The 14,398-nt window shown below is 64.3% G+C and carries 13 protein-coding genes; 5 read left to right on the plus strand and 8 right to left on the minus strand.

Going from position 1 to position 14,398, the window contains the following annotated elements; genetic code table 11:
- From ACNPP0_RS14715 to tssA, 7 genes are all read right to left on the minus strand, one after another.
- Positions 1 to 341, minus strand: a 341-nt coding sequence (locus tag ACNPP0_RS14715; protein ID WP_448706308.1) for a type VI secretion system baseplate subunit TssF, incomplete at its 3' end; no start/stop codon positions are given.
- On the minus strand, positions 341 to 919 hold the full coding sequence (tssE, locus tag ACNPP0_RS14720; RefSeq protein WP_442880282.1) for a type VI secretion system baseplate subunit TssE: 579 nt from the start codon (positions 917 to 919) through the stop codon (positions 341 to 343). The genes tssE and ACNPP0_RS14715, both read right to left, overlap by 1 nt.
- Positions 919 to 1,779 carry a type VI secretion system accessory protein TagJ gene (locus ACNPP0_RS14725; protein WP_448706309.1) on the minus strand — a complete coding sequence of 287 codons (861 nt, stop codon included), beginning with the start codon at positions 1,777 to 1,779 and terminating at the stop codon, positions 919 to 921. Before ACNPP0_RS14725 ends, tssE begins: the two co-directional genes overlap by 1 nt.
- Positions 1,780 to 1,791: 12 nt before the next feature.
- A complete protein-coding gene (gene tssD, locus ACNPP0_RS14730; protein WP_046807432.1) occupies positions 1,792 to 2,277 on the minus strand; it encodes an Hcp family type VI secretion system effector in 486 nt (161 codons plus the stop codon).
- A gap of 50 nt (positions 2,278 to 2,327) precedes the next feature.
- Complete coding sequence (tssC, locus tag ACNPP0_RS14735) at positions 2,328 to 3,830, minus strand: type VI secretion system contractile sheath large subunit (RefSeq protein ID WP_046807433.1); 1,503 nt, start codon at positions 3,828 to 3,830, stop codon at positions 2,328 to 2,330.
- A 31-nt stretch (positions 3,831 to 3,861) separates the two neighbouring features.
- On the minus strand, positions 3,862 to 4,410 hold the full coding sequence (tssB, locus tag ACNPP0_RS14740) for a type VI secretion system contractile sheath small subunit (RefSeq protein WP_332609436.1): 549 nt from the start codon (positions 4,408 to 4,410) through the stop codon (positions 3,862 to 3,864).
- A 41-nt stretch (positions 4,411 to 4,451) separates the two neighbouring features.
- The gene (tssA, locus tag ACNPP0_RS14745) at positions 4,452 to 5,564 is read right to left on the minus strand and encodes a type VI secretion system protein TssA (RefSeq protein WP_448706310.1); all 1,113 of its coding nucleotides are present in this window, start codon (positions 5,562 to 5,564) and stop codon (positions 4,452 to 4,454) included.
- A gap of 530 nt (positions 5,565 to 6,094) precedes the next feature.
- On the opposite strand from tssA, the gene ACNPP0_RS14750 reads away from it, so the two are divergent.
- Genes ACNPP0_RS14750 through ACNPP0_RS14770 form a run of 5 tightly spaced genes read left to right on the plus strand, consistent with a single transcriptional unit; the run spans position 6,095 to position 13,014 of the window.
- Positions 6,095 to 8,482 carry a type VI secretion system Vgr family protein gene (locus tag ACNPP0_RS14750; RefSeq protein ID WP_448706311.1) on the plus strand — a complete coding sequence of 796 codons (2,388 nt, stop codon included), beginning with the start codon at positions 6,095 to 6,097 and terminating at the stop codon, positions 8,480 to 8,482.
- 7 nt (positions 8,483 to 8,489) lie between these two features.
- Positions 8,490 to 8,918: a hypothetical protein gene (locus ACNPP0_RS14755; RefSeq protein WP_332609430.1), complete on the plus strand. Its 429-nt coding sequence runs from the start codon at positions 8,490 to 8,492 to the stop codon at positions 8,916 to 8,918.
- Between the two features lie 3 nt (positions 8,919 to 8,921).
- On the plus strand, positions 8,922 to 11,549 hold the full coding sequence (locus ACNPP0_RS14760) for a DUF2169 family type VI secretion system accessory protein (protein WP_448706312.1): 2,628 nt from the start codon (positions 8,922 to 8,924) through the stop codon (positions 11,547 to 11,549).
- Positions 11,546 to 12,604 (plus strand): pentapeptide repeat-containing protein, encoded by a 1,059-nt coding sequence (locus ACNPP0_RS14765; protein WP_448706313.1) that lies wholly within the window; start codon positions 11,546 to 11,548, stop codon positions 12,602 to 12,604. The genes ACNPP0_RS14760 and ACNPP0_RS14765 overlap by 4 nt, the downstream gene beginning before the upstream one ends.
- A gap of 26 nt (positions 12,605 to 12,630) precedes the next feature.
- Positions 12,631 to 13,014, plus strand: a complete 384-nt coding sequence (locus tag ACNPP0_RS14770) for a DUF4150 domain-containing protein (protein WP_046807439.1) — start codon at positions 12,631 to 12,633, stop codon at positions 13,012 to 13,014.
- Positions 13,015 to 13,029: 15 nt separating this feature from the next.
- On the opposite strand, the gene ccsB is transcribed toward ACNPP0_RS14770, so the two are convergent.
- Positions 13,030 to 14,397 carry a c-type cytochrome biogenesis protein CcsB gene (gene ccsB / locus ACNPP0_RS14775; RefSeq protein WP_332609425.1) on the minus strand — a complete coding sequence of 456 codons (1,368 nt, stop codon included), beginning with the start codon at positions 14,395 to 14,397 and terminating at the stop codon, positions 13,030 to 13,032.
- Between the last annotated feature and the right edge of the window lies 1 nt (position 14,398).

The raw sequence follows: 14,398 nt of genomic DNA on the forward strand, positions 1-14,398 counted from the left end.
GTGCCACGCGGCAATTCGAAGCCGCCCGCCAAGGTGCCCTCGTTCATGCTGGGTGCAAATTGCACGATCGCCATCGATGGCGTGGGCGCCAGATAGTTCGGGTACACCACTTCAAGCAAGCGCTGCGAGAAGCGCGGAAACTCCGCATCCATCTTCATCTGGATGCGCGCGGTCAGAAAGCTGAAGCCTTCCAGCAGGCGCTCGACGTAAGGGTCCGCGACTTCCGTCGCGTTCATGCCCAGCCGCCCCGCTACCTTGGGATGCGCCTGCGCGAATTCCGCCCCCAGCTCGCGCAGATACACGAGCTCGCGGTTGTAGTAGTCCAGCAGGCGGGCGTCCATCAGAGCCCGCCCAGATCGCGCAGGTCCATGTGGCCGCTTTCCAGATCGATGTCGGTGCGGAACAAGAATTCAAGCGGGTGCGGCACGCACCACAACATGCCTCGTATCTCCAGGCTGAGGACATTGTGATGTTCGAGCGTGCCCGTGTCCGTTACGCAACGCACCTCGACCGAGGAATCCAGGATGCGCGGTTCAAACGCGGATATCGCGTGGCGAATGGATTCTTCGACGTCGATCCAGTCAATCTCCGACATACGCTTGCCGGCCATCGCGCGCACACCGAAATTCACGGTCGACGTGGCAACCTGATGATGCGCCGACAAGTCCTGCGAGGTCTGCAAGTTGACGGTATTGAGCAACCAGCGCAGATCACGCAACACCGCCGCGCGCAGCTGCTCGTGCGTGAGCATGGCGCTGTCGCGAGGCTCTTCACGACGCGTCGGCTCGTTGTCCATCAGCCGGTCCAGCAACGACGGTTGCAGGCGGTCCCGCATGGCGCGCCGCGTACGCTCGGCAGACGCGCGTTGCGCACTTTGCACGGCGGGCCTCCAGCGGGCGGTGTCGTCGGCGTGGCCCATCACGCGAACTCCAGGCTGCGCAGATCAAGCAGCGCGAACTCGCCCGCGTCGGTCAGCCACATCTTCTGGCCCACGCCCGCGTAGGTGTCGGCATACAGCGGCCGCCACTCCGTGACCCGCCCCAGCTTGACGGGATCGGGCTGATCGATCATGCGAGCGCCCGGCGCCGGCGGGTAGCGAGCCGGCACCAGGCCTTGCAGCGTACGGCCGCCCACCAGTTCGATCTCGGCGCGTGACCACACCAGATCGCACAGACCTTCGGGCGCCAGCAGGCGCAGGCGTTTAAGCGCGGTGAAGGGCAGCCACACGTAGCGCCCAGCGCCCAGGAATTCGAAGACGGGTCCCAGGCGGCTGTCGCCGTCGCAAATCCACTGAAACGGCAGCAGCGTATCCGGCACACCGCGCGCCCCCTGCACCACCCCTTGCCCAACCCCCTGCATAACGCCTTGCACGGTGCCCCCGCGCGCATCAGCGTCCTGCAAGGCGCGGGAACGCTGCTCGGCGACCTCGTCCTTCGGACCCTGCCCGTCCCGATGCAGCGCCGACAGCAGGGCCTGCATCCACGCATCAGGCTCGGCCAACATGACGGGCTCGCCGTCGCCCGCCAGCACGGCTTCGCGCTCACGCTCTGCCGCGATGGCGCTGGCGTACAGCGCAACCATGGGCCGCGCCTGCGCACTCAGCGCGCCGCACACGCTTAGTTGTTCAGCGGCGCGTGCCCAGTCGCCCTGCACCGCCAACAATTGGAACAGTTGCGCGCGCAGGTCCGCGTCGGCCGGTCGGCGGCGAATCTGCGCCTGCACTTCGTCCAGCTGGCCAGACAGGCTGATCGCGCCGAATGGAACGGCAACCATAGACATCGTGGCCCCGCCCTAGCCGACTTCCTTGTTCTGCTTGATGTCCCAAGCCACCAGGCTTTCGGCCCCCTTGCCGCCCTTTTCCGTCTGCTCCCAATACTGCTGCTTGACCTTGGCGGCCTGGAACGCATAGTTCACCACCACGCCCTCGGCGCTACGGTCGCCGGAAATCTGCACCGAGGACACAAGCACGTCTTCCAGCGTGATCTTGGAATATTCGATCTGCTCGCCGCCCGCCTTGCAAAGCGACAGCTCGATCTTGCCCAGGTGCTTGCCGCTGGCGCAGTGCTTCATCACGGCAGGCGACGCCTTGTCGATGCGCGCCACCACGTGCAGGTCGTTGAAGCTTGCCTTGCCGGCGCCCAGGCCGCCGCCGCTGGCCAGGTTGCCCGGCTGCGTCGCGCCCCACGAGAAGGACACGATATCCGTCCAGTCCTTATGGTTGGCGTCTTTGGATTCACCGTTGGCGCCATCGATTTTCATGAACATATCCACAGCCACATCTGTCTCCTGAAGTTATCGGGCGCGGCTGCGCCCATCCTGTCTGACGCTCAGCCTTCGTTCTGCTTGAGCGAAGGCAGCTTGGACACCAACCGCAGCGACACCGTCAGCCCTTCAAGCTGATAGTGCGGCCGCAGGAAAAACTTGGCGGAGTAATAGCCCGGGTTGTCTTCGATTTCCTGCACCTGCACCTCGGCCGCCGCCAAGGGCTTGCGCGCCTTGGTTTCCTGCGACGAGTTCACCGGGTCGCCATCCACGTAATTCATGATCCAGTCGTTCAGCCAACGCTCCATGTCGTCGCGTTCGCGGAACGAGCCGATCTTGTCGCGCACGATGCACTTCAGGTAATGCGCAAAGCGGCAGCACGCAAACAGGTACGGCAGGCGCGCGGCCAGCTTGGCATTGGCCGATGCGTCGGCCTCGTAGTACTCGTGTGGCTTTTGGAGCGACTGCGCGCCGATAAAGGCAGCGAAGTCGGAATTCTTGCGATGCACCAGCGGCATGAAGCCGTTCTTGGCCAGCTCGGCTTCGCGCCGATCGCTGATTGCGATTTCGGTCGGGCACTTCATGTCCACGCCACCGTCATCGCTGGGAAAGCTGTGGCACGGCAGGTTTTCCACCGCGCCGCCAGACTCCACGCCCCGGATCGACGTGCACCAGCCGTACAACTTGAACGAGCGATTCACGTTCGCCGCCATCGCATAGGCCGAGTTGGCCCAGGTGTAGCGGTCGTGGTTGGCGCCGTCGGTGTCTTCTTCAAAGTCGAATTCGTCCACCGGATTCGTGCGCGCGCCGTAAGGCAGGCGTGCCAGAAAGCGCGGCATCGCCAGCCCGATATAGCGCGAATCCTCGGACTCGCGCAGACTGCGCCACGCGGCGTATTCGGTGTTGGTGAAGATCTTGGTCAGGTCGCGCGGGTTTGCCAATTCCTGCCACGAATCCATCTGCATCACATTGGGCGATGCACCCGCTATGAACGGGCAGTGCGCGGCGGAAGAAATCTTGGCGATCTCGCCCAGCAGCTCCACATCCGGCGGGCTATGGTCGAAGTGATAATCGCCCACCAGGCAGCCGATCGGCTCGCCGCCAAACTGGCCATACTCTTCTTCGTACACGCGTTTGAAGATGGGGCTTTGGTCCCAGCCCACGCCCTTGTGGCGCTTCAGCGTGCGCCCCAGCTCCGCCTTGGAAATGCTCATCACGCGGATCTTCAACAGCTCGTCGGTTTCGGTGTTGGTGACCAGGTAATGCAGGCCCCGCCACGCGCCTTCCAGCTGTTGGAATTCGGGATGGTGCATGACGCGGTTGATCTGCTCGGACAGCTTGCGGTCGATCTCGGCGATGATCGCCTGGATGGTGCGGTAGGCGTCCGACGACAGGCCGACGCCGCTGTTCTCAAGCGCCTGATGCGCCAGGGTGCGCACGGCGTGTTCCACCGCCTCGCGCGCCTGCTCGGTCTTGGGTTTGAATTCTTTCTTCAGGAGCGCGGACAGGTCGTCGGCTTCCAGGGTATCGACAGCGCGCGCGTCGGCGCGTTTGGCCACTGCGGTCATGGCATTCTCCGAATAGCGATTCCAGCGGAAACTAGGCGGCCGGGTCCGTGCCGGCGGGGTCGGATGCGGGCGGCGTGTCAGGCTTGGGCGCCGCCGCCAGCGCGTTCATCAGCGCGGGGTTCTTGAGTACGTTGCCGATCAGTTCCTCGGCGCCTGTCTTGCCGTCCATGTAGGTCAGCAGGTTGGCCAGCTGGGTCCGCGCGCTTAACAGCTCGTTCAACGCGCCGACCTTCCTGGCGACGGTGGCCGGCGAGAAGTCATCGATGCTCTCGAACGTGATGTCCACGTTCAGGTTGCCTTCGCCGGTCAGCGTGTTCTCGACCTGGAATGCCGCGCGCGGCTGGATCGAGCGCATGCGTTCATCGAAGTTGTCGATATCAATGTCCAGGAACTTGCGCTCGCCCACGTCGGGCTGGGGCGTTTCCGACTTGCCCGCCAGGTCGGCCAGCACGCCCATCACGAAGGGCAGCTGGATCTTGCGCTCGGCGCCGTAGATTTCCACGTCGTACTCGATCTGTACACGCGGCGCGCGGTTTCTGGCGATGAACTTCTGGCCGCTTCCTTTCAGGCTGGTCGCCATGGTGTTGTCTCCTCTTGTTGGTCTCTGGGGGCTGGCCCGCGCTACGATTCCGGCCGGCTGTCGGTGTCACGCGGCAGCCAGGCCTCGAATTGCTCAAGGCCCTGGGGCGCCAGGTTTTTGATGATGTCGTGAAAGCTCATCGGGATAAGTTGCTGGGTGCGACGAATGAGGTACGGCGCCGGATGCCCCGGCTCGTTGGCTTCGAAGTACGCGCACACCTTGCTCAACATGGCCATGGCGTCTTCGCGCGACTGGATGCGAGCGTCTTGCCAGCGCATGCCGGCCTGCGCAGCGGAAGTGCCCCGCGCCGGGTCCGCCGACCGCACGGCTTCGTCTTGGTGATTGCTGTGCTGGGCGCCTGGCTCATTGCCGATGCCCGCGCTGGCCGTCTGCGCGGCGGCGGCCATTCCAGGCCTGTCCGAAGAGGTCTGCCCCTCGCGCGCGGCGTCCAGCACAACGTTCAACGTGCGCAGGACCGCGCTGTAATCCGGCGTCCACGTGGCGCCCAATTTGTCCGTCACCAATTTCTGGATGCGGCGCAACGCATCGCCCGCGGCGGCCAGCGCCAACACATCGGCGTCGCGTTGCGCCCAGGCTTCGCGCAAGCGCGCCACAACCCGGGGACGGCCGCCCGGATAACAGTCGGCGTCCTGGCGGCTGCCATCCAGCAGCGCTTCGGTATCGCGCAAAGACAGCTGCCCGTGCACACCGTTGACCAGGCTGGCCGAGCGCACGCTGCGCGCGCAGCCCTGCATATCGCCGAACGCCGCCAGCGCATTCATGCGCGGCATGGGGTCGTCCTCACCCACGCTGTCCAGGCGCGGATGCACGGGTTCCCAATAACGTTCAAGGGTGTCGACGGCCAGCGCCAGGCCGTCCGCGTAGCCGGGTATCCCGCGGATCTCGGTCCAGGCACAGGTCAACAGGCTGATCACGCGCAGGTCTCGCGTGCGCTCAAGCAAGGCACGGGCCAGGCGTTCGACCTCGCGCCAGTCGGGCGGCTGCGCAGCGATGATGGTCGAGCCGAACTGCTGTTCGTCCCGGCCCGCCGCGGCTTGCTGCAACTGCAGAAAGTCAGCGTCGTATTCGAGGTCTTCCCCGCAGGGCAGACGTGAATCGAGTGTATTGAGGATATCGGCGAAGTCCATAGTCATTGCTTAAATGCCTGGGGATGCTGCCTGGAACCAACCACTACGCTCCGCGCTGCTTCACGGAAGGGAGAATTCTAGGCAGGTCTTTCCGTATGCAACCGACAACTCACAACTTCAGATTTTTCTTACAGATAGCTAACAAGCCACTAAACAAATGCACACTTCCCGCCCTGCTACGTTGATGTTTTGACATATTCCTTACGTGATACCGCTCTATCTGCAAGCGTTGTTACGGAGGCGTAAAAAACACAAAAGCATGTGATTGGCCTTCGCAGCCGCTTTGCGTGATGCCTACAATCGGCGCTCACGCTGGCAGCAGACCGGCGCGTAAACAGATTCACGAGACAGACGTCCCCGGCATCGGCGCTTTTTGCTTTTCACTTTTCGCGCGGCAGCGCCCGCCCTTTGCATGCGGCCACGGTGTGTGGCCGGCCATCCCATAGCAGTCATTACGATGCGCGTCGTTTGCGCGTCCGCGGCAACCCCACCTAGCAAGCGCAGCAGCAGTTGAATTCTCATAAGGAGACGATGAGATGGACCGCAACGTGCCAAGCGAACGCGTCGTCAAGGCGCATACGCCCCTGCCGCCCGGGCAATTGAAATTTCGCGGCATGCACGGCGCCGAAAGCCTGTCACAGCTATTCGAGTTCGAGGTTGAGCTGGTCTCGGAGTCGTATTCGCTGGACATGAAGTCGCTGCTTGGAAAACCGCTGACGCTTGAAATCGAAACCACGCCGGGCGCGCCGCGTTATCTCAGCGGACACATCACGCGTTGCGTGCTGGTGGGCCGCGAGAACAACACGTCGCGCTACACCATCTACCGCGCCACGGTACGGCCGTGGCTCTGGTACCTGACCCAAACGTCGGACAACAAAATCTTCCAGAACAAGAACGTGCCCGACGTGATCCGCGAAGTGCTTAAGGATTACAGCTACCCCGTTGAGTTCAAGCTGACGGAGACATATCGCAACTGGGAATACTGCGTGCAGTACCAGGAAACCGATTACGCCTTCATCTGCCGGCTGATGGAACACGAGGGCATCTATTTCTGGTTCCAGCACGACAACGGCAAGCACACGCTGGTGCTGAGCGACGACATCACGCAGCACGAGCCGGTTCCGGACTACGAGCAGATTCCGTATTACGGACCCGACCGCATCACGGTTCCGCGCGAAGACTACATCCACAAATGGGAAGTGGCCGAGCAGATCACGCCGGGTGCGTTCGCCACCACCGACTATCACCCACTGACGCCCGCCGCCAGCCTGGAAGCGCGGCGCAACAACCCCGGCGCCTATGACCACGGCGACCTGGAAATGTACGAATGGCAAGGCGGCTACACCAACCCGGACGACGCCGAACACTACACGCGCGTGCGGCTGCAAGACCTGCAATGCAGACAGGAGCAAAGCACCGGCGCGTCCAATGCGCGCGGGCTGGCAACCGGGCATCTGTTCACGCTGCGCAACCATCCACGGCAAGCGGAAAACCGCGAATATCTGGTCGTCAGCACCTACTACCGCATTCGCGAAACAGGCTACGCCAGCGGTCAGAGCGACCCTGGTGATTTTGATCTGGAATTCGTGGTGCTGCCTTCCAGCACACAGTTTCGCGCGCCGCGCGTCACGCCGATCCCGCGCACCCACGGCCCGCAGACGGCAACGGTGGTGGGCAAGCAGGGCGAGGAAATCTGGACCGACAAGATGGGCCGCGTCAAAGTGCAGTTTCACTGGGACCGCTACGGCAAGAAGGACGAGAACAGCTCGTGCTGGGTGCGAGTTTCCAGCCCCTGGGCGGGCGGCGGCTTTGGCGGTATCCAGCTGCCGCGCGTGCGCGACGAGGTGATCGTGGATTTTATTGGCGGCCAGCCCGACCGCCCCATCGTGATCGGACGCGTGTTCAACGCGAACAACCTGCCGCCGTGGGACCTGCCCGACAACGCCACGCAAAGCGGCTTTCTCAGCCGTTCGAAAAGCGGCACACCCGCCACCGCGAACGCGCTGATGTTTGAAGACAAAAGCGGCTGCGAGCGCATCTGGCTGCATGCCGAACGCGAGCTGTGCACCGAAGTCGAAGCCAACGAGACGCACTCGACCGACCTGAACCGCAACACTACCATCGGCCAGAACGACACCACCAAGATAGGCGGTTTTCGCGACATCAACATCACCGGCACCGACAACTTGAAGGTGGGCAAGCGCCGAGACGTGTACATCACGGGGCACGAGGAATACACCGTCAAGGCCTCGCGCACCGTCAATGTGAAAGACGGCCTGATGGACGAGAAGTTCGACAACGGCTTAAAGACCACCGTGGCCGCCAAGGGGGAAGAACGCGAGATCACGGGGCTGTTCAAGGAAACGTTGAAGACGGGCCAGGAGGTCAACGTCACCAGCGGCAATTCGCTGCATCACGTCAAGGACGGCACGCTGACCGAAAAGGCCAAGGGCAAGGTCGAAGTGCTGTCCACCGATGCCAACATGGACGTGAAGGCCAAGACCGCGATGCTGGTGCAATCGGAAACCGCCACGATGGACATCAAGTCCAAGGGCAAGGCGCACATCGAATCGGAAGGTTCCACGGTGCTGGTCAAGGCGCAGGGCAACATCATGCTGCAAACGCCGGCCGACGTCGTGATGGACGCCGCCAACGTGAAGGACCTGTCCAAGGAAAGCTGGTTGCAGGCCACGCCGTTCTCGATCGGGCTGGCGGTGGCCAAGGCGGAATTCGGCTTGCATCGACTGGCGTTGTTTCGCACCACGGTCATGCTGAACCTGTCGTTCACGAACTACGCGGCGGTCAGCAGCATTGGCCAGCTAGTGTCGTACCGCACGACCGGGTCCAGCTACGCGTTCGACCTTCAGAAGGCCGAACAGGTCGGGCTGGGCGCGTCCATGGTCGGCCTGTGGTCGATCATTTGAGACGCCCATGTCGGACTTCGTGACGGCTTGGCCGGACTGGGGGAAATGGGTGGTGCTGGGCTTGCTGTTGTCGGGCGCGCAGGCGGCCTACATGCTTCATCGCGAACGCCGGCGCCGGGCGGCCGGGCGCGCGGAAACCCAACGCCTGGACGCCGTGCGCGCCACGGGCGTGGCCAGCACGGCGCGCGTGATTGCAGCGCGCGACACGCGCACCCGCATTGGCGAGACGCTGTATTTCGTCATCGAGCTGGAGCTGGAGGTTGCCGCCACCGACGCCACGCCGGCATTTACGCGCACGGTACGCGTGCCGCTGTCGCCGCTGCATCTGGCCGAGTTCGGCGCGGGCAAGACCGTGCAGGTGCGCGTGCAGGCACGGGAAGGGTCGCAGGACCATGCCGCCGCCTATGACGTCGCCATTGATCAGCCCACCGGGTAGCCCATGAAGACCATCAAGCCTTTCCGCCTGGGCGTCCTGACGCGGCCCTACCGATGGCAGCGCCGCGATCTGTTGGGCGTGTCGGTCTTTGCGCTGGTCGATATCGCGCAGTCCCCCACGTTGTTGACCGACCAGGACCTTTGGAAGCTGGCCGCCGAAGAAGGCATCGGCGCGCTGGACCTGGCCACGCCCAAGCAGTACCCGGAAGTGCTGGTCTCGGGCCATGCCTACCCGCATGATGCCAGGCAGCCCGGCGCATGCGGTGTGCGCGTGCAGGTGGGCGCCATCGACAAGTCATTGCTGGTCTTCGGCGACCGCTACTGGATCGACGGCAAGGCGACCGCGCCGCAACCGTTCGCGCGCATGCGCCTGGACTGGAGCCGCGCCTATGGCGGCCCGGACGTCGCCGAGAACCCCGTGGGTATCGGCGCGCAGGACGAAGTCATCCACGGCGTGCGCACCCGCCGCCTGCCAAACATTGAACATCCTTTGCAGCGCATCAGCGTCCCCGGGCAACGCGTGGCGCCCGCGGGCTTTGGCGCACTGCCCGTGGAATGGCCGCAGCGCGCCTCCCACATGGGCCGTGACTACGGCCAGGAATGGCTGGAGCACGACTATCCGGGCTTCGCACGCGACATGGACTGGCGTTTCTTCAACGCGGCGCCGCCCGACCAATGGGGACCGGCCAACGCCGAGCTTGCCGGGGGCACAGACTACGCGCTGTGGAACCTGCATCCGGAACAAGCAGTGTTGCGCGGCCAGCTGCCGCGCTGGCGCGCGCGCTGCTTTGTCAGCCGCCAAGCGGATGGCAGCGCGCTTGAAGAGGTTTCGCTGCGCCTGACCACCGCGTGGTTTTTTCCCGATCACACGAAGATGGTGCTGATCTGGCACGGCGCGGTGCACGTGCGCGAGGATGACGCGGCGGATATTCGCCACATCATGCCCGCGCTGGAACACGCTGATCAGCCGCGCGACGTCAGCCATTACCAGGACGTCGTGCGGCAACGCCTGAGCCCGGAGCTGGGCCCGGTGTATGCCTTGCTGGACACGCAGCTTGTCCCTGAAGAGCTTTGTGGCGGCGGGTTGGAAGGCGATGCGCAAGCCTTGACCCTGCGTGCCACCAACAGGAATGTCCACGCCGGCCTGGCGCGCCGCCACGCGCGCGAACGCGAGTCGCTATTGGCGCAGGGCCTGGACCCTGATCTGTACATGGCGCCGTTGGAGCCCCCGCCTACAGCGCCCAGACTTGCCGATTTGCCACAAACGATATTGCGCATGCAGCAAGAGCTCGAAGAGGCCAAGCGCCTGTCCGGGGGGCCGGGCGCGCGAGCGCTGGCCGATCCCAACCTGCCGCGGATGGCCGAGGTGGCCGGCGTGGACATGGACGCGCTGCGCCGGCAAGAGGCAGACGGCACGCTGCCGTCGGGCTTCGATCCGCGCAGGATAATACGACACATCGCCGAGTTCGATGCCAGCCCGCATGCGCAGGCCAAACGCGCATCGGCGGATAGCCCGGCATCCCTGCCACCGCTGGCCGACACGCTGGGGCCGCAGGTGCATCAGGCGTATCAACAGTCGGCTCACCATTTCGCTCCGCCCCCGCCCATGCCGCCGTTGCGCGCGCAGCGCACGCGCCGCAAGCTGGACGCGCAACTGAAAAACAACCGCGACTGTCGCGACATGAATCTGACCGGTGCGGATCTATCGGGTATGGACCTGTCGGGCGTCAATTTTCAGCGCGCGATTTTCGCCGGCGCAAAGCTCGCGGATACGCGGCTGGACGGCTGCGACCTGACTGATGCCGTGCTGACCGGCGCGGACTTGAGCCGCACAAACCTGTCCGGTGCGAACCTGACGCGCGCCAACCTGGGCCGCACGCAATGCGTGGGCACCCGCTTCGCCCAAAGCCAGTTCAAGGAATGCACGTGGGACCACGCGCAATGCGAAGACTGCAATTTTGCCGAAAGCGCATGGCAGCTGGGGCGCTTGCATCAGGCGCGTTTGATACGTTGCGACTTCAGCCGCGCCAGCTTCAGCCAATGGGCGGCGATGAGCGGCACGTTCGAAGACTGCGGCTTTCGCGACACGCGGCTTGAGCAGTGCGTGTTCATGCAGGGCGCGCTTGCCAATGCGGACTTTTCCGGGGCGTCGTTGGTGCGGCTGAGCTTCATGGACGTGGCGTTTTCAGGCTGTTTCAGCATGGAAAACGCCACGCTGGACGGCTGCGCCTTCGCGGGCCGTGTCGAGCTGGCGGGCGCCCGGCTGCGCGGCATGCAGTTCAAGCACGGCAGCGCGCGCGGCGCGACGCTGACGGGCGCCGACCTTTGCGGCGTCACCCTGAACGCCTGTGACTTTTCCGAGTGCCAGCTGCAAGACGCCGACCTGAGCGGCTTGACCGCCCCCGACACACACTTCGTGCGCGCGGATTTCACCGGCGCCCGGCTACGCAATGCCAACCTGATCAACAGCTTGCTGGGCAAGGCCATCTTCTTGCGTGCCGACCTGACGGGCGCGAACTTTTTCCGCGCCGATGTCGCGCAAACGCAAATGGACGACAGCACCGGGCTGGACCACACCTACACGCAAGGTGCCAAGCGCTGGCCCGCCCGGCAACCGGAGCAGCCCGCATGAACATCGACAAGTTGCTGGACAGCGTGCGCCATGGCGAGCCGATACAACACATCAGCCTGGCAGGCGCCGATCTGGCCGGGCTGGATCTGGCGGGGGGTTTTTTCGATCACGTTGATTTCACGGGTGCGCGGATGGCGGGCAGCCAGTTGCAGGACAGCCAGTTCATCAGCTGCGACATGGGCCACGTGGATGCCGTCGGCGCCACCCTGGATACCGCGCGCTTGCTACGCTGCCACGCACGGGATGCAAAGTTCAGCGGCGGCCGCTTTCATGGCGCGAGCTTCACGGAATGCGATCTGACGGGCGCCCGGCTAGACCAGGCCGCCCTGTACGAATCGTCTTTCACCGCCACGTCGCTGGAGCGCGCATCGTTGCAGGCCGCTTGCGTGGAACGCTCGGTGTTTTCACGCGGCACCTTCGCCAACGCCGATCTGACGCAAGCGCAGCTTGGCTACACCCTGTTCCATCAGCTGGACCTGCGCAGCGCCACGCTGACGGGCACCAATGCCGCCAGCACGATGTTCGCGGAATGCAATCTGACGGAGCAGCGCTTTGCCGGGCAGTCGTTTGCGTTGTGCCATTTCACCGATTGCCAGCTGGACGCCGCGGACTTTCGTCAGTGCGATTTGCGCCAGTCGGGCTTCAAGGGTTCATCGTTGCGCGGCGCGCGCTTTACCGGCGCTTGCGCACCGCAGGCCCTGTTCCCCCAGGCCGATCTGGCCGGGGCGGACTTGCAAGGCGGTCGCTTTGACGGCGCCATCTGGGCCGAGGCCACGCTGGACGGCGCGAACTTTCGCGACGCCAGCCTTTGCCTGTGCATATTTCAGCGCGCGCGCTGCGCCGGTACGGACTTTCACGGCGCCCAACTGACGGACGCGGATTTTTCGCTGGCTGACCTGGAAAGCGCCGATCTGCGCGACGCCACTTTCCTGCGCACGCGGATGCATCGTGCGCTGACGCGCGGTGTGCGCTGGTCGCAGCGCCACGGCATCATCGAAAACGACGCGCCCCTGCTTGAAGCCGAACTGTGGTCGGCGGCACGCGCAAACCTTTGATCCCTATCGCAACAGGAGTGCAAACCATGCAAGTGCTCTGTCAGCTACCCAGCGTCGGCTTGGGATTTCCCGACGTCTGCAAGACGCCCGTGCCGCCGGTGCCGCACATTGACGTGTCGACGTCATCCATGGGAATTCCGGTGGTGTGGAACGTGTGGTTGAGCTGCATGCCGATGCACAACATGGTCACGACAATACCCGTAACGCTGGGCGACACCGCCGGCGTGGGCGGTGGCGTGATATCCCAGACATTCATGGGGCAGGCGCGCTACATCACCGGGGCGTTCACCGTGCTGGTGCGCGCCGCGCCGCTGGTGCGGGTGACCAGCCTGACGTTGCAGAACACGATCAACACGCCGGGCTTCAAGGCGGCCACGCCGCAAAAATCGATGTTTGCGTTGGCGGCGTGACGCGCTTGGGGCGAATTACAGCTGGCCGTAGGAATGCAGGCCGGACAGGAACATGTTCACGCCCAGGAACGCGAAACCGGTGATGAGCAGGCCCATCAGCGACCAGTAGGCCGCCATGGTGCCGCGCAAGCCCTTGATCAGGCGCATGTGCAACCAGGCTGCGTAGTTCAGCCAGACGATGAGCGCCCAGGTTTCCTTGGGGTCCCACTGCCAGTAGGCGCCCCAGGCGTCCGCCGCCCACAGCGCGCCAAGAATCGTCGCCACGGTGAAGAAGGCGAAGCCGATGGCGATGGCGCGGTACATGATGTCGTCCAGCACCTCCAGCGAGGGCAGCGCGGCGGCAATACGGCGGCGGCCCAGCAGGATGGCGCCCACGATCACCGCGCCCACGCCGAAGTACAGCATCCACGTGGCCGACAAGCCGTCGGTGCGGAATACCATCGGCTCGGCGCACAGCAACACACCCAGGATGAACAGCGGCGCCAGCTTGGCCCACGACGTGGTCTGGCCATGCTGCTTGATCAGGTAGGCAAAGCCCACCATCGCGGCCAGCGAAAACGTGCCATAGCCGATGAAGTTGGCCGGCACATGCAGCTTCATCCACCAGCTTTTCAGCGCCGGCACCAACGGTTGGATCTGGCCGGCATCGCGCGTGAAGGAATACCACAGCAGGAACACGACGGCCGAAGTCACCACCAGCAGCACGAATCCGCCTAGCGCGCGCGTGGCGTACTTGCGTTCGTAATACAGATAGAACAGCGCGGTGATCAGCGAGAACAGCACGAAGACTTCGTACAGGTTGCTGACGGGAATATGGCCCAGGTCGGGGCCCATCAGATGGCCTTCGCGCCAGCGCACCAGCAGGCCGGTGACCCCGGCGAATACCGCGCCCCACGTCAGCGCCGTGCCCAGCCACGCGGCGGTGGGGCTGAATACGCCGATCCAGTAGCAGACCATGGCCAGCGCAAACAGCGCGCACATCCACAAGATGGCCGACTGCGAGGAAAACAGGTATTTCAGGAAGAACACTTGCTCGGCGCGGGCCAGGTCGTTGCCGTACAGCATCAGGGCCAGCCCCGCCGCGATGGCACAGGCGACCATCAGGCGGCGCAGCGGACGCCACAGCCAGCCCATCCAGGCCAGCGCGGGCACGGTGCCGCACAGGATGATCTTCTCGTAGTAGTCCATCGCGTTGCCGTGGCGGGTCAGCGCGAAGCCGGCGCCCACTGCCAACAGCAGGAAGAAAACAACGTCGGTCCAGTCCGGCTTGCCGCGACGGGCGCGGTTATCGCCCGTTTCAGACAGGCTGTCTTGCCACAGGGTATCGGGCGACGCGTTCAACGTGTCCGGCGAGGAGGGGTGCGGGGTGGTCGTAGTCGACATA

It is taken from the genome of Achromobacter semiaridum (assembly GCF_053543755.1).

What these genes read in the sequence shown, in the direction of transcription:
- tssE (WP_442880282.1), bottom strand. Translation starts at nt 919, where the DNA reads ATGGGCCACGCCGACGACACCGCCCGCTGGAGGCCCGCCGTGCAAAGT.
- ACNPP0_RS14725 (WP_448706309.1), bottom strand. Translation starts at nt 1,779, where the DNA reads ATGTCTATGGTTGCCGTTCCATTCGGCGCGATCAGCCTGTCTGGCCAG.
- tssC (WP_046807433.1), bottom strand. Translation starts at nt 3,830, where the DNA reads ATGACCGCAGTGGCCAAACGCGCCGACGCGCGCGCTGTCGATACCCTG.
- tssB (WP_332609436.1), bottom strand. Translation starts at nt 4,410, where the DNA reads ATGGCGACCAGCCTGAAAGGAAGCGGCCAGAAGTTCATCGCCAGAAAC.
- tssA (WP_448706310.1), bottom strand. Translation starts at nt 5,564, where the DNA reads ATGACTATGGACTTCGCCGATATCCTCAATACACTCGATTCACGTCTG.
- ACNPP0_RS14750 (WP_448706311.1), top strand. Translation starts at nt 6,095, where the DNA reads ATGGACCGCAACGTGCCAAGCGAACGCGTCGTCAAGGCGCATACGCCC.
- ACNPP0_RS14755 (WP_332609430.1), top strand. Translation starts at nt 8,490, where the DNA reads ATGTCGGACTTCGTGACGGCTTGGCCGGACTGGGGGAAATGGGTGGTG.
- ACNPP0_RS14760 (WP_448706312.1), top strand. Translation starts at nt 8,922, where the DNA reads ATGAAGACCATCAAGCCTTTCCGCCTGGGCGTCCTGACGCGGCCCTAC.
- ACNPP0_RS14765 (WP_448706313.1), top strand. Translation starts at nt 11,546, where the DNA reads ATGAACATCGACAAGTTGCTGGACAGCGTGCGCCATGGCGAGCCGATA.
- ACNPP0_RS14770 (WP_046807439.1), top strand. Translation starts at nt 12,631, where the DNA reads ATGCAAGTGCTCTGTCAGCTACCCAGCGTCGGCTTGGGATTTCCCGAC.
- ccsB (WP_332609425.1), bottom strand. Translation starts at nt 14,397, where the DNA reads ATGTCGACTACGACCACCCCGCACCCCTCCTCGCCGGACACGTTGAAC.